This is a genomic window from Eubacterium barkeri, assembly GCF_900107125.1.
GTDB classification, from domain to species: domain Bacteria; phylum Bacillota; class Clostridia; order Eubacteriales; family Eubacteriaceae; genus Eubacterium_O; species Eubacterium_O barkeri.
In genome coordinates, this window is sequence record NZ_FNOU01000037.1 from 1 (window position 1) to 13434 (window position 13434).

Below are 13434 nucleotides of genomic sequence, written 5' to 3' on the forward strand. Positions count from 1 at the left end.
AGTCGAAGCTGATGGCTTCATCCACTAACCTTAGAATATGGTCCCTTGGTACGATGGTATCCATGGTGATGATCTGAGATTGTTCTCGTATGTTTTTTTCCCGTTTCGTCAGCATCTTTTTTTCCTCCGCTTTTGATGTTTTTATTATATCACGGATGACGTTCTCGCTTCTCTTCCAATCGAAAAAAAGCCATAGAAACTTTATGGGTTTCCATGGCTTTGTCGACAGTCTGACCGTGACTCTTCACGGTTTATGTTCCTAATCCAGTTTAAAATGATTACAGTCGATTTTATGCACTCCTCATATCAATCATCTAAAATCTGATTCACAATTTCTGTTGCAACTCTTACTTTTTTCCCACAGTGACGTCCGCAAGATTTTATACCTTCGAGAATATTGCGACAAATAATATCTCCAAATTCCTTTTCAAACAAAGCTGAGGCTTCTTTGATTTTTAAATAAGTATTCCTCGTACTATTTCCTCCTGCCAACTTTCCATCACTATTATGAAAACTGATTATGGCAAATGCTGCCGTTAAAGCTCCACAGATTTCTTGCATTCCACCACAACCACCACCAAACCCTTCTGATATTTTATAAGCCGTGTGTTTTTCAATCCCCATCTCATCAGCATAGGTGCACAGTACTGCCTGGGAGCAGGTATAACCCTTTGCATAATTCTGAATCGATTCCTTTACATGTTTTTCCATTATTCTATTCCCTTCACTTTCATCACGCGTTCCTGAACTTCCCTGTTTCAAGAGACTTATAGTCCTTTTTCCCTGCCGAATTCGTAGGAATCGCAGCTACATATTTTAGCTTTATAACACTAAACGGAAGCTGCGTCAGCTTCATAATTCTATCAATAATCTCATCTTTTGTCTTATCTAAAGCGGTTGTAAAAACAGTAAGGACCTTCGGCTCATCCATTCCTATGCATGCGAATGCACATTCTGGAAAATGTGTATCCAAATCATTTTCAACTTCGTCTAAGCTAATTCGATAACCATACAATTTAACAAACCGACTCTTCCGCCCCACAATATAGTAATATCCATCGTCATCGCGTCTTGCAAGGTCCCCTGTATGGAGTTTTCCATGCCACTGATCTCCTAATTTAAGATCATCTGCACACTGTGCATAACCCATAGCGACATTAGGGCCAAAATACACCAGCTCCCCTTCTTTGACTTCCAAGCCTGTCCTTTGACTATTTCCATCCTCGATTTCAAATCGTCCATTTGGTATGGGAATCCCGATACTACCGGGACGATTCAAAAGTTCTTGTGGGGGTAAATATGCCATTCTTGCCGTTGCTTCCGTCTGACCATACATAATATAGAACTTTCGTTCAAACTTATTTGCCCATCGTGCAAATTTCTTTTGGAGATGCTCCGACAAGTGACCACCAGCTTGTGTTAATACTTTCAAGTCTTCGTATTCCTCTAATTTAATTCCAATCCGATCAATCATTTCATATGTATATGGAACACCTGAAATAGAAGTCACTCTATACGTTTCTACCATTTTCCAAAATTGGTTCTCTAAGATGCTTCTTGATGACATAATAATGGTCGCCCCAACTAAAACATGGCTATGAATAATGGAAAGTCCATACGTATATGACATCGGTAATGTCATTATGGGGCGATCATTTTGGGTTATTTCCAGATAATCCGCAATCGATTCTGCATTCGCCTGGAGATTCCCCTTACTTAATCGAATGACCTTTGATGATCCTGTCGTCCCAGAAGTTGACAATAAGAGTGCTAATTCAGGATGGATTTGTTTTTTTTCGTCCCAGGAGAATCGATAAAGAACCGTTTCCGTTGTGATTAACTCAATTCGTGCCTTCTGTAACGCCAGTTGATTCGCTGCTTCATTCCCGGGTAAAAGCATCAATGACGGTTGATATAGATCAATGAGTCTATTTAAAGACTCTATCTCGATATCTGCGTTTAATAAAAAAGGTACCGCATCCATTTTCAGCACCGCTAAATAAAAAAGTAAATCGTTAATCTTATTTTCACATAGAATAAAACACAAAGAGCGACTTTCGACCATTCCTTTTAGTGTTTGAGCATATTGACTGATATCTTTATAATATACGCGCTTTCCGTAATCACCAATCGCAAGTACACGATCATCAAATTCCGAATCCATGTTAAATAATGTCAAGATTGATCTCCTTTCCCCAAGTTCGGGATAATGCGAGAATTAAATCTATTCCATCCCATACGACATTAAAATCCAATGCACATCCAATTGGAACAACACGACTGCCGCCACGCATACCTGTTTTAAGAATCATTTTGGATACTTCCAGAGTATCTATACCATAAACAGTAACTGTCTGCAATTTTGGAGTATCCCATTGAAATACTTCATCTAACTCTGAAATAGAAGATTCAATAAATGTTCCGAATCCGACCTCTCCAACATCCCAGTCAACCACAGGTTCATCGACTTGAAGCCGACAAATGCCATCAATATCCATTTTAATCCTTCGAATTTCTTTACTTTTTGCTGAAAAGCAACACGCATAAGTATACCGCGCCATACACGCATAGATATCTTCTGAACCAAAGTCACAGGCACACTTTTTTACAGCATTCCAAAAACGCTGTCGGTGAGTATTATCCTTATCACCATACCACAATACCAATCGTGGACTTGAACAGGCTCTTTGATCCATGGCATATGTATCATTACAAAAACGACGCGCCAGCTGTTCCATTTGAATCAAATCCAAATCCGCAACGATTTGATCGCTTATTAATGCTAAAGAAACGCGATTAGGAAAAGATAAGTCCAATGCCTGTGGTGATAATGGAAATGCTCGAATAGTCTCAATACTCTGATCTCCACCCCAGATTATTCTTGCCTCGCACCGTCTACTCAATACTTTTGTTAATTCCAGCTCTTCCTTTGGGTAAGTCAGAATACTAATGCGTTGTGCAATTATTTTGTACTCATCTTCAGACAGTATTTGATTCAACACGTTACATGCTACCCTATCGTCTGACGATATTCGTTCCGACAAACGTATTACATTACTATTTCCCGCTAACAATCCTACTGCCAGGGTATAAAGGAAAAATAGTGGGATATTTGCTGGTGAAATATGAAATACTAACCCCCGTCCTATTCCCCATTGAGTATACCTATTTTTTAATTCTTTGAGGTTAGCTGGACGGCACCAAAAGGCAAAAGCGACTGCCGCTTTTTTTTCTTTTATCCTTGGTTCATTTTTTAAAGCTAAAGCCAGACGATTCAAGAAACCACAGGCTCGATCTGAGAATATTGGTGCGCAAATTGAACGTATGTGTTGATTCCCAACTAAATAATTAATTTTATTTATATTCATAAGTATCACTACACCCTCTTATTTCCGCTTTGGGGATTCGTCCCAATACCTGAAAATACTTTCCTTTTCTACCACATGGACAATCATCGACCCCAAGGATAATCCCTAAATCCTCTGTCAATATGGAGTGACCTGGGTATGCAGAAGCCATAGGAGAAATAACCTGAATTATTCCGGGCTCCTTCTCTTTGCATAATGAAAAATCATTTGGATGACGGACAAATACTTCTGAATAAGTACTTACATGCAAATGTCCCTGCGGGCATTCAAAATATATACTGCCAGTCTGTTCAACCATCCCATAGTAATTAATAATTTTAATGGATCCCAATACTCTCTTTAATGCATTCCCATAGGTCTTATTTGAGACTGCCTGATCTTTTAATTTTTTCCAACCTCCTCCATGGATTAAATAACCATCTTTTAAATCCAAAGAGAAGTTAATGTTCAGAAGGGCTTTATAAAAATACTCCCAAATTAAGGCTGTAAATCCAAAGACGAGTACCGGTCCTTGTCGAAACCGGCCCACAAATTCTTGAATCATATCTAGATTTAATGACATATCATCATTTAATGCATAACAAACCGGTGAACCAAAAAGAGAAAACCCGAGAATTCCAGCTCCACGAGCAGAAAAAGCCTGCTTTTTTCTTAAAGCGTTCGGTGCGTCTATAATCAACATCGGCATGCGTTTTTCGCCAATGAAATTTGATCCGATATTAATCAGCGTTTGTTGTTGCCACATCGCATTTTGTTCGTCTATAAAAATCCGCGCGTTCTGCTGATTCGTTGTGCCCGACGAGACCATTTCTTTTAAACCTTCATTTCGACTTTTTAGTGTTAGCCGTTTAAATACTCCAACGGGAATAAAAGGAAGCGCATCTAACGAATAGAATTTCTCTGTATACCCCAGGGCTGAAATGATGCGACCATACTCAATCGAGTGGTTTTTATGATAGTTAGTCAAGGGATTCATCAGTTGTTCGAGTAATGGCGTTTTTTTGCTTTGGGCTACGCCAAAAGGCTTATATTTTAATAAATCATCATAATTCACTTAGAATCTCCTCTTTTAACGTATAAACCTCTCCATGTCCAGGATAAATCATAAGACCCGCCTCAAGTTTTTTCAAATAAGGCAGAGTCTGTAAATTATAATCATCTGAGTTCCCTCCAGGCAAACGTGTCACCACCTTCGTACTTGGTATTAAATAGTCACCCGAAAACAGTTTTCCTTCATCCAAGTGTATAATTGTACTTCCATGAGTATGTCCTGGCATCCGGAAGAAACGCAAACGATGACCTGCCCATTTTAAATGATAATGCTTTTTAAAAGTTATATCCGCAGGCTCACAAACAAAGCTTGGGTATTCAATCTCGCCCTTCCCTTGAAAAGCCAAATATACCGACATCATTCGAGACATATTTAAGCCGGCATTACCCAGTGCATCACTACATGCCTCTGAAGCAATTACCAGAACTCCTGGCCATTTCTCCCTCAGCGCCGATAATCCAGCAATATGATCACAATGTTCGTGTGTTAACAAAATCATTTTTAGTGTTTTTTTGTTCAACATTCGATTCAATCCATCAGCATCATTTGGATCGATAATCACGGCTTCACTGCCACAAAAAAGTATATAACTATTGCTTTCAGTTAATGGATGACGATACGTTTTGATGGTTAACATCTCATTCGATGATTACATCGTATTTTGCAAGAATTTCTTTTCCTTTCTCATATGAAGAGAAATCCAAAACATCCAACGTCCCCATGCTGACACCAAAGGTTTCTTCCATGGCATTCATAAGGTCCATATGACCGATTGAATCCCAAGCTCGATGCCTTCTGTAACGAAGATTATCCAACTCTTCCGGTAATACTCTTAAGATTTTTATAAAAAGTTGATTATATTTTTCAATATTTGTCATTTTATTCCCTTTCGTTGTTTAAGATAAAATAGGGGAATCTACATAAGCAGATTCCCCCTCATCCTTTGATTCATTCGATCTATTCGTCCTTTGCACCAATGGTCGTTAGCTTAATGCTGAGATATCCGAACAGAAGACCCAAGATATTGGCCCCACTTATCCAAATAACGGCATTTAAAAGTGCTGGTATTCCTGGAACTACCATAAATGCATTCGCACCATATCCGACAAAAAGACAGGAATAGGCATTAAATGCGACAAGGGAGAGGCCACACGCGGGTATTTTTAGCCCAAGCATTAATAAGAACACCGTGATCAATACGGCTAATGCTAAAGCTGGTAATGCTGGCATCATCAATCCGAACCAATCAATCAGTATAAAAGCAAGAACTGCCAGAATAGAACCTAGAAACGTTGGTAATATGCTTTTTTTAATCAAGTCTGGTGTAGAACCTAATGCAAAATACCAAGCCCATCCGACAAAAATGGCCCAAACTGGAACTTGGATCGTTGCAAATATACAAGCCAACGCAGCTAAGATTGAAACTGAGACATCAATTTTTTCTAATTTCATTGTTTTCAGAATTCCTCTTTACACATAGCTGCAACGAAAGCGCCGTTCAAACTCTTCAATTAAATTATCCCGGAAATCAGGATGTGCAATTTTAATCAAGTTGGAGGCTCTTTCTTTCAACGATCTGCCTTTAAGCGGTGCAATCCCATATTCGGTTACAATATAATCCACATCATTTCGGGATGTCGTAACGGCTGCACCTTCATCCAGTAAGGGAACGATTTTTGAGAATTTTCCTTTGACCGTTGAAGGCATCGCCATAATTGAAATGCCACCTTTACTTGCTGACGCTCCACGAACAAAATCAACTTGTCCGCCAACCCCTGAAATCTGCTTCGGCCCAATACTCTCAGAAGCCACTTGTCCCATTAAATCAACCTGTACACATGAATTAATTGAAACAAGATTATCGTTTTGGGCAATTACGAATGGATCATTCACATAATCCACGGGGCGTAGTTCGATATCTGGATTATTATCGACAAAATCATAAAGACGACGTGTTCCCATTAAAAAGGTAATAACGAATTTCCCGGGGTTAAAATTCTTCCGTGCATTGGTAATCACGCCAGCTTCTACCAATTCCACGACACCGTCAGAAATCATCTCGGAGTGAATTCCCAAATCTTTTTTATCCTTCAGAAATAGTAAAACAGCATCTGGAATTGCTCCAATCCCCAGTTGAAGCGTTGCACCATCTTCAATTAAAGAAGCGCAATGCTCCCCAATCGATTTTTCAATATCTCCGATTGACGGTGGCGCAAGCTCAATAATAGCTTCCTCATACTCAACAATATAGTCAAATTCTTTAACCGAAACTAGGCTATGGGGACCAGTACGGGGCATCAATGGATTAACCTGCGCAATAACCTTCTTTGCCTGCATCACAGCTTCCCGTGTATAGTCTACCGAAACCCCAAGGGAGCACATCCCATTTTCATCCGGAGGTGACACCATGACGAGTGCGACATCTACTGGCAGCGTTGTTGAAAATAGTCGAGGGATTTCGAAAAAGAAACTTGGCACGAAATCTGCACGTCCTTCAGCAACCGCAGCCCTTGTACTGCCACCAACAAACAAAGCATTATGCCGAAATGATTCTGAATATTCGGGCTTGCAGTATTCTCCTTTACCCATTGCAACCATATGTACAATCTCAACATCCTGATAAGATTCCGCATTTTCAACCATTGCCTCAACGATATGGCAGGGTTCTCCACATGCATGAGCCAATACGACCCGATCTCCGGATTTTATAGCTTTGACAGCTTCTTTCGCTGTTGCTAAATGTTCATCATAATATGTTTTCCAATCCATTTAACTTCCTCTTTTTCTCTTCATTTTGATTTTAACGACAGCGTAAACTCGCACTCTGCCACAAGCTGCTTTCTGTGAAAAATCTGTCCTTTAAAAACATACAATTGGAATTCCGCATTGTTCGCGAGCAGACTGGCATATATCTCCAATTGATCTCCTGGTCGAGCGGCATGACGAATTTGTGCTTTGCGAATTTCAGTCAATAACGGTATTTTATCTTGGTTTTCCTTATTTTTTAGTAGAACGATATCTGCAGCTTGGGCCATTGCTTCCACAAGATAAACCCCTGGAAATATTTTGTAATCCGGAAAATGACCCTGGAATACCGGCAAATCTTCTTCTAGTTTAAGTGTCGCTTGGATTCGCTCCCCTGGTATAAGTTCCTCAACGGTATCAATCAGACATAATGGATATCGATGGGGTAATATTTCCTGTATTTCTTGCTGGGTCAACTTGCTGCCACCCTGCTCTGTATCCTTCGAGAGCTGTAATAGGGCAGTCCGATAGTCTTGATCTCCCGTAATTGTAATCCATTTTGATGATGGTACCGTTAAACCGGTAGTGGGTGCACATTGGGCAGGGCATCCTTGGCATAAAACCAGGAAATCATAGTCTTCTTTTTCTTCTTCCTGGACAAATATCACGTCACCAAGCTTTTTTTCCAGACGCTTGATGAGCGCAACGCGATCATATCGAGGGTTGCACCCGCCACAATATCGAATCCCGACAATTTTTTTACTTTTCATTTCTCAGCTTCAATATACGTTGTGCTTCGTCTAATAAATGTGTACTCACCGATTGAACTAAAACAACATCCTTTAGTTCTGGTACGTGCTCTAATAGTTCAGTCTTAATTAAATGCTCCGTCGTCAAATCCGCCGCGGGACAGCCTGCACATTGACCGATAAGACGAAACCGGAGGACCCCATCGCTGAGGTCCACCACTTCCATATCGCCACCGTGGCTTTCCAAAAGGGGATGGATTTTTTCTGTGATTACTTTTTGTATCTTATTTTCCACTGTGGCGTCTCCTTGCTTAATTTATTATTTTATTCCGCAATATGTGCAATGGCTTTTGCTAAAGCTTTTTTATGGGCCAGATTGCCTTGACGTGCAATCATAATCCGCTGTGCCTGCGGTGATCCGGCACCATGCATTGATTCTGTACGATAACCAACCGCGGCAGTACCAAGGGCCAGATTTTCCACTAATCTTAAAATACGCAGACGGTTTTCCGTCGACACTTCGCTGACACCCTTCAAGTACTTATCAACAACAGGACCAATTTTTGAATCTCTAAAATCAGCTTCCGACGGGGCAGTAACCATAATACCACCAGCAATATCTTCCGCTAATCTAACAATTTCGTAGGGGAAGCGCGTAACATTCTGTTTGCAGACATTGGCTAAGAGTAAATCAATGATGTAATTACCGCTTTCTGTGGGAGTTCCTTCAGCAGAACAAGCAATCCCGCACGCATATAAAGTTTCGTTCAGATGTGTCATCTCAATCAATTTGTCTTTGATATGGGATGCGCGTGCAGCACCATTATAATCGGCGGCTACTGCTGCAGCACCAATCAACACATCGCCTACACCAACTTTACATCCACCATAGCTTTGACGGTGATAGCCTGCAAAACGTTCGACCAGCATTCCTGCAAATTCAGTTTCCCCGTTCAAGAAAATCCGATCATTGGGCACAAAGACATCATCGAAGATGGTTAAAGCTTCCACGCCACCAAATTCCGGATTACCGACATCCATGGTCGTATTCTCCATCTTTCGGGTATCGCAGCTCTGGCGGCCGATGATCATGAACAGTCCTTTTGTATCCATGGGAATCGCAAAGGAAATAGCATAATCTTTATCGTCAGGTCCCATGGCGATAGTCGGCATAACAATGACTTCGTGGCTGTTGATAATACCAGTTTGATGAGCTTTAGCACCGCGCACCACGACGCCATCTTCCCGACGTTCGACAACACGCAGATACATATCCGGATCATCCTGCTGATGAGGTGCTTTTGAACGATCTCCCTTGGGGTCAGTCATGGCACCATCGACTGTAAGGTCATTTTTCTGGGAATATTCCAGGAATTTCTTAAAATTTTCATGGTAATTGGTCCCGTATTTTTTATCACACTCATAAGTTGTAGAATATTCTGCATTAAAGGCATCCATTCCAACGCAGCGTTGGAAGCATGATGCTGTTTTCTGTCCACAAAGTCTCTGCATCTTAACTTTTTTCATGAGATCATCGGTGGAACGGTGAATATGGGTAAAGCGATTGATTCTTTCGCCGGATTCCGGATCCACCACCGTCATTAAATCTTGATATTCCGGCATCTGTGCCAAGTCATACGTCATCCGGACAGAATTCAGAGAAGGACGAAGAATAGGGTCATCCACCGGATTTTCAACCTTCTTACCAAACATATAGACTTCCATTGGAATCTTACGGATACTTTCAATATATTGTTCACCAGTCATTAAAGCCATTTTTTTACCTCTTTCTTTTCTTAAAATTAATTTTTATTTGTAATAATTGGGTGCGAGTTGTAACGTTTTGAAGAAGTCACTGTCGTGAGCGTAAATAACCTTCGCGTCATACTTTTTCTGTATTTTACGCACTTTTTCGATGGATTCAAAATACGCGATGGTATCATACAGCAACCCGGAGGCCTTTGCGGGGGGTCCAAAAATTTCTGCTGTATAAACACAGTCCTGGGGTAAAATAATCGTCTGACCGTTCAGGTGAACGACTAATCCTAATAATCCTGGAGTATGGCCAGGCAGATTAATGACCTCTACACCCGGTGCGATTTCAAAATCTTCTTTAACGGCATGAACCTGTTTCAGTGGAACATCCATATCCCCTTTGACATAACCGCCATGTTTTGTAGGATCAGGATTTTGGTGAACCATAAACAGAGCATTTTTATAATCGGCATCCGGAACATAAACATCGGCATGTTCAAAAAGATAAAGTCCGCCTGCATGGTCCAGATGAAGGTGTGAAATGACGACCGTTTTTACGTCTTCCGGCTTTACACCACACAGTGCCAACTGAGCATCCAGGGTTTCTTCTTTTGTCTGATACAGGGGATATACTTCCTGTAAATTAATGGGCCAGTACCCATCCATTGCAGCCGGATTGCTTCCAGTGTCATAAAGTATATAACCATTATCTGTTTCAATCAGAAAAGCCATAACCGGCAACTGAATCCATTCATTTTGAACATGGGGATTACTCCGTGTTCCAACAGTAGCGCCATTCACAACATTGTTTTTATCTGTTTCCAGATAACCTGTGTTCAACACATACAACTTCTTAGCCTTTTTCATAATACTTCCTCCTCATAAATTTGGGCTATTCCCTTGCCCATTATTAAAGCAAAAGTCATGCCAATTTTTAATTATAATCAAAGAAGAGGTAAAAGCGCCGTTAAATGGCGCTTTTACCTCTTTTCCCATAAACAAAACAATTTACTGCCGTTTCAGTATTGAAACAATGCTTCTGCCTTTTCTCTGGAAATGGCTATTTATCATTATTTTTTGCAATTTCATTTATGAAACGCCGTTTCGTTTTTGAATCACTTCCCTTTCCAAATATTTATCTCTTTTTCGAATATAAGTGGCTGGATCCATTCCAAGGCTTTTTGCTGCCTTTCGGACACCTCCTTGTTCTTTAAATGCTTTCTGTATATACTTTTCTTCTATCTGTTCTAGATACCTTTTTAAATTGAACTGCTCACTTAAATCTGAGACATCTTCATCGACCTTCTGTAATCCAACTGCAACGGCATCAATGGTATCGCTGTCACTCAAAATGAATGCCCGCTCAATAACATTGCGGAGTTCTCTTACATTTCCAGGCCAGCTATATTCCATTAAACTTGCCAAGGCCATTTGTGTTAATTTCTTATTTTGATTATATTTTCGATTTAAATGCAATAACATATTTTGCGTTAAGGCAGGAATATCCCGTGGTCTCTCTCTTAAAGGCGGAAGCGTCATTGGAAAAACATTCAAACGATACAGTAAATCTGCCCGAAATTTTCCTTCACTGACTAATTGCTCCAAATCTCTATTTGTTGCAGCGAGTACTCGAACATCAATGGGTATTGCCTTATTGCCACCAATTCGAGTAACTTCACCTTCTTGCAAAACTCTGAGTAACTTCACTTGTGCCGGAAGGGGTAAATCACCAACTTCATCCAAAAAAATTGTTCCTTTGTCTGCAACTTCAAACAATCCTCTTTTTCCCTTTGACTGTGCCCCGGTAAAAGAACCTGGTTCATATCCAAACAATTCACTTTCAACCAAATTCTCGGCAATCGCACCGCAATTTACTTTGATAAATGCATTATTGCATCTTGGGCTATTATGATGTATATAGTTGGCAAAACGTTCTTTTCCGACACCGGTTTCCCCGAATAGTATGACCACTGTATCCATTTGGGCGACCCGTTGAGCCATTCTGAGAATCTCCAATGTTTTCGTATCTTCTGCTATAAAATCCCGACTACCTTCCAATTGGCTGCGAATTAATTCAATTTCTGCCTCATAACGTTTAGTCAGCTCTTCGTTTTGGAATAACTTTTCTTTAAGGTTGTATATGCTCGTAACATCTCTCACATTGGTTACTACCATTACAATTTCATTATTCTGATCAAAAATCGGTGTACTGGTTACCACTGCCTGTTTTCCAGTTCTAAATTGTTGATCAATTGTCGCAGATGCTTTTTTCGCAATCGCCATTAATGTTGCCGAACGGTTGATTGCCCCTTGCTCAACGAGCTCCTCCATATTTTTACCCACAACTTCATCAATACTCAAACCAGATACCACTTCGTATGAATGATTACACCAAATTGTATCTGCAGCACCATTTGTAATGTAAATTCCATCAAAAGAGCTTTCCAATATCGCAATTAAGCTTCCCAATTGATCTTCATACCGCTCTAAAAATTCCGGCTTTTTTTTAGAAAGATATACTGGATTTCTTTCCATAGAGTCCCTCCAACTTCCTTCCATCCCTTTTTTAAAAATATAGCTGTATACTTCCTATGCCACTCTTTCCCCCTTCTAGTCTGATGGTTTAAATTTAGTCCTAAAAGGGCTCTATTGCTTACTCGCTCAAAAGCTTTGTTCCTTTTGTTCCGTGATTCTGGATGCCAATCCCATATTATTAAGCCACTTTTTTCTTTTAGATATCCCAATACTTAGCCTTGTATAATATTGTCATTTTCACTTTCAGTGTAATAAACACTGGCTGTCCATTGGGACCCCCTCCTTTTTTGAGATTGGTTTACGACACCTCTCTCATTTTATCATTGGAGGATTTTTAACATTCTGCTCACTTCCGTTAACTCTATTATCCCCATCTTAACTAGGAGGTCTAGGGTTTTTTGCCACATCTTTTGTATGGATGGTATCCTCCGATTCCGATTGCACTCAATCACGGGCAATAAGTATGATCAATTCCAATTTGTATATTTCTATGCGCTAATTGTATCATATGGCCGATACTATTAGACTCAAATATACGACTGCCTATCCCCTTCTGTCTGGTACATCCGAAGTTGTAAATCATAACCGCACACAAGGATTAGAATTAAGGACCGACAAGCCTTGCTCCCATTTAGAGATGGTTTGACGCACCACATTGAGCTTGATTCCAAGCTCTTCTTGGGAAAGTCCTTTTGATTTTCTGATTGATTTAATATTTTCGCTTAACATTGCAAATACCTCCTTTGCTTGTGTTTCAATTCTAGTTGATATTTGCCCGTTACTACAGCAACGCATCTTAACATTTAGTCAATGCGGCTTAAAAATCATATTTATCATCCAGTTCTGTCATGATCCTCTATTTTTTCTTCCGAGGCTTTGGCACCGGGATGATTGTCTTCAAAATAGCAATGACCGCCTGGCACAGATCCCGGTCCTCGATGTCGAGGATGTAATGGACCTTTGCCCCTTCATAAGGGGTGCCAGTGTTGGCACCCTGCATCATGTCTCCGATTTCCGGCAGTATTTTAACAAAGACGGTGTTGTCACAGACCAGCAGTACCGGCCGATCCTCCACGTAAACCATGTATTCTCCGAACATCTTGCGATAGCGGATATTCCCCACACCCTCAATCTGGTCGCAGACGTACTGAATGTATTCGAGTGTTGTTGCCATCCTAACCCCTTTCTGTTTAAAAAATGCCGTGATTGTATTAATCTTTATCGATTTACT

General features: G+C 40.4%; 14 protein-coding genes and 1 pseudogene. All 15 read right to left on the bottom strand.

What is annotated here, in order from left to right:
- Positions 1-306: 306 nt before the first annotated feature.
- Positions 307-711: a C-GCAxxG-C-C family protein gene (locus BLU30_RS13765; protein WP_090247245.1), complete on the bottom strand. Its 405-nt coding sequence runs from the start codon at positions 709-711 to the stop codon at positions 307-309.
- 22 nt (positions 712-733) lie between these two features.
- Positions 734-2179 (bottom strand): AMP-binding protein, encoded by a 1446-nt coding sequence (locus tag BLU30_RS13770; protein WP_090247246.1) that lies wholly within the window; start codon positions 2177-2179, stop codon positions 734-736.
- Positions 2166-3368 (bottom strand): acyl-CoA reductase, encoded by a 1203-nt coding sequence (locus BLU30_RS13775; RefSeq protein ID WP_143024250.1) that lies wholly within the window; start codon positions 3366-3368, stop codon positions 2166-2168. Before BLU30_RS13775 ends, BLU30_RS13770 begins: the two co-directional genes overlap by 14 nt.
- Positions 3355-4422: a LuxE/PaaK family acyltransferase gene (locus BLU30_RS13780; protein ID WP_090247249.1), complete on the bottom strand. Its 1068-nt coding sequence runs from the start codon at positions 4420-4422 to the stop codon at positions 3355-3357. Before BLU30_RS13780 ends, BLU30_RS13775 begins: the two co-directional genes overlap by 14 nt.
- A complete protein-coding gene (locus BLU30_RS13785; RefSeq protein WP_090247251.1) occupies positions 4412-5056 on the bottom strand; it encodes an MBL fold metallo-hydrolase in 645 nt (214 codons plus the stop codon). The genes BLU30_RS13780 and BLU30_RS13785 overlap by 11 nt, the downstream gene beginning before the upstream one ends.
- A gap of 1 nt (position 5057) precedes the next feature.
- Positions 5058-5297 carry an acyl carrier protein gene (locus BLU30_RS13790; protein WP_090247252.1) on the bottom strand — a complete coding sequence of 80 codons (240 nt, stop codon included), beginning with the start codon at positions 5295-5297 and terminating at the stop codon, positions 5058-5060.
- Between the two features lie 79 nt (positions 5298-5376).
- On the bottom strand, positions 5377-5871 hold the full coding sequence (locus BLU30_RS13795) for a DUF1097 domain-containing protein (RefSeq protein WP_090247254.1): 495 nt from the start codon (positions 5869-5871) through the stop codon (positions 5377-5379).
- Positions 5872-5889: 18 nt separating this feature from the next.
- Complete coding sequence (locus tag BLU30_RS13800) at positions 5890-7188, bottom strand: acetyl-CoA hydrolase/transferase family protein (RefSeq protein ID WP_090247255.1); 1299 nt, start codon at positions 7186-7188, stop codon at positions 5890-5892.
- Between the two features lie 20 nt (positions 7189-7208).
- The gene (gene fabZ, locus BLU30_RS13805) at positions 7209-7934 is read right to left on the bottom strand and encodes a 3-hydroxyacyl-ACP dehydratase FabZ (protein WP_090247256.1); all 726 of its coding nucleotides are present in this window, start codon (positions 7932-7934) and stop codon (positions 7209-7211) included.
- Positions 7924-8208 carry a NifU family protein gene (locus BLU30_RS13810; protein ID WP_090247258.1) on the bottom strand — a complete coding sequence of 95 codons (285 nt, stop codon included), beginning with the start codon at positions 8206-8208 and terminating at the stop codon, positions 7924-7926. Before BLU30_RS13810 ends, fabZ begins: the two co-directional genes overlap by 11 nt.
- Positions 8209-8237: 29 nt before the next feature.
- Positions 8238-9689, bottom strand: a complete 1452-nt coding sequence (locus tag BLU30_RS13815) for a 4-hydroxyphenylacetate 3-hydroxylase family protein (protein ID WP_090247259.1) — start codon at positions 9687-9689, stop codon at positions 8238-8240.
- A 33-nt stretch (positions 9690-9722) separates the two neighbouring features.
- Positions 9723-10535, bottom strand: coding sequence for an N-acyl homoserine lactonase family protein (locus BLU30_RS13820; RefSeq protein ID WP_090247261.1), 813 nt, complete (start codon positions 10533-10535; stop codon positions 9723-9725).
- A gap of 222 nt (positions 10536-10757) precedes the next feature.
- On the bottom strand, positions 10758-12203 hold the full coding sequence (locus tag BLU30_RS13825) for a sigma-54 interaction domain-containing protein (protein WP_090247262.1): 1446 nt from the start codon (positions 12201-12203) through the stop codon (positions 10758-10760).
- 582 nt (positions 12204-12785) lie between these two features.
- A pseudogene (locus BLU30_RS13830) lies at positions 12786-12932 on the bottom strand (helix-turn-helix transcriptional regulator); the annotation flags it as partial.
- Between the two features lie 127 nt (positions 12933-13059).
- Entirely contained in the window at positions 13060-13377 is a 318-nt protein-coding gene (locus BLU30_RS13835; protein ID WP_090247263.1) for a TfoX/Sxy family protein, read from the bottom strand.
- Between the last annotated feature and the right edge of the window lie 57 nt (positions 13378-13434).

Bases quoted from the DNA above. Each gene is read 5' to 3' on its own strand.
- BLU30_RS13795 (WP_090247254.1), bottom strand. From the start codon at position 5,871: ATGAAATTAGAAAAAATTGATGTCTCAGTTTCAATCTTAGCTGCGTTG.
- BLU30_RS13800 (WP_090247255.1), bottom strand. From the start codon at position 7,188: ATGGATTGGAAAACATATTATGATGAACATTTAGCAACAGCGAAAGAA.
- BLU30_RS13825 (WP_090247262.1), bottom strand. From the start codon at position 12,203: ATGGAAAGAAATCCAGTATATCTTTCTAAAAAAAAGCCGGAATTTTTA.
- fabZ (WP_090247256.1), bottom strand. From the start codon at position 7,934: ATGAAAAGTAAAAAAATTGTCGGGATTCGATATTGTGGCGGGTGCAAC.
- BLU30_RS13820 (WP_090247261.1), bottom strand. From the start codon at position 10,535: ATGAAAAAGGCTAAGAAGTTGTATGTGTTGAACACAGGTTATCTGGAA.
- BLU30_RS13815 (WP_090247259.1), bottom strand. From the start codon at position 9,689: ATGGCTTTAATGACTGGTGAACAATATATTGAAAGTATCCGTAAGATT.
- BLU30_RS13835 (WP_090247263.1), bottom strand. From the start codon at position 13,377: ATGGCAACAACACTCGAATACATTCAGTACGTCTGCGACCAGATTGAG.
- BLU30_RS13790 (WP_090247252.1), bottom strand. From the start codon at position 5,297: ATGACAAATATTGAAAAATATAATCAACTTTTTATAAAAATCTTAAGA.
- BLU30_RS13775 (WP_143024250.1), bottom strand. From the start codon at position 3,368: ATGAATATAAATAAAATTAATTATTTAGTTGGGAATCAACACATACGT.
- BLU30_RS13785 (WP_090247251.1), bottom strand. From the start codon at position 5,056: ATGTTAACCATCAAAACGTATCGTCATCCATTAACTGAAAGCAATAGT.
- BLU30_RS13765 (WP_090247245.1), bottom strand. From the start codon at position 711: ATGGAAAAACATGTAAAGGAATCGATTCAGAATTATGCAAAGGGTTAT.